At 46.2% G+C, this 1118-nt stretch carries 2 protein-coding genes; one reads left to right on the plus strand and one right to left on the minus strand.

The features are described from left to right. A partial coding sequence (locus R7O12_RS26285) for an AMP-binding enzyme (protein WP_318127003.1) occupies positions 1–436 on the plus strand: 436 nt, incomplete at its 5' end. A gap of 118 nt (positions 437–554) precedes the next feature. On the opposite strand, the gene R7O12_RS26290 is transcribed toward R7O12_RS26285, so the two are convergent. Further along, positions 555–1118, minus strand: a 564-nt coding sequence (locus tag R7O12_RS26290) for a Crp/Fnr family transcriptional regulator (RefSeq protein WP_318127004.1), incomplete at its 5' end; no start/stop codon positions are given.

Genomic DNA, 1118 nt, shown 5'->3' on the forward strand with positions numbered 1-1118 from the left:
CGTCATGAAAGGTTATCTCGATCGCCCAGAAGTGACGGAATCGGTGTTGCAAAGTGGTTGGTTCCATACCGGTGACGTCGGGCGATTTGATGAGTCGGGTAATCTGTTTATTGTCGACAGGATGAAAGACCTGATCATTCGAGGTGGCTTCAATGTGTATCCTCGTGAGATTGAAGAAGTATTCATGACGCACCCTGCGGTAGCGATGGTGGCCGTGATAGGTATTCCGCATCAAGAATATGGCGAAGAGATCAAAGCCTACGTGGTATTAAAACCGAATCAATTTGTCGAAGCCGATGAGCTGCAATTATGGGGGCGAGAGCAGTTAGCCAATTTCAAATACCCAAGGTTTGTCGAAATTCGTGAACAGTTACCGATGAGTGCTACGGGTAAGATCTTAAAGAGAGAGCTAAAATCGGAACTCGAAGTCGCATAAGTATGATGTCAAAGCCAGCGAAGCTCTCGCTGGCTTTTTGTTTGATCTACATGGCATTGGCTGGTGGTCGTTTTGGCTGAGTACGCCGGTTAGACCAAAGACGTGTTTGCATCTACAACTATTCCAACTGTTTGAGATACGCTTCCATTTTCAGTGGATTCAATATGGTAATACTGCCGTATTGCAGCCTAAGAACGTTCGAGTTTTCCAATTTCTTTAATACCTTGTGAACACTTTGTCGTGTTAGCCCCATCATGTTGGCGATGTGCTCACGAGTCACTTTCACTACACAAGACTGGGCACTTATAGGACGGTTATGTTGATATTCTGCCAGAAGCAATAATCGTCTGCCGATCCTCTCTTCTATACCGCGAATGGCGTCGTCTTCGATAACGGAAATAGCTGACCATAATCTGCGGCTGAGCAAATCCAGAATCACAGGGTAGCTTTGTGGATATTTGGCTAACAACTGCCGAAATTTATCGCCAGGTAGCTCTAATAGGGTTACGTCTGTATGAGCCGTTGCTCCGAAAATGCGTGGCATACCGGGTGAAAATACATTGTCGCCAAACCATCCTCCGGCTTCGAAAATCATCAAGGTGACTTCTTTTCCTTTGGAACTTATCGAGTTAACGCGTACAGATCCTTTGGCGATCACCATCAATGAAGAGTGCTGCGCGCC

The sequence above is a fragment of the Vibrio sp. Vb1574 genome, assembly GCF_033338675.1.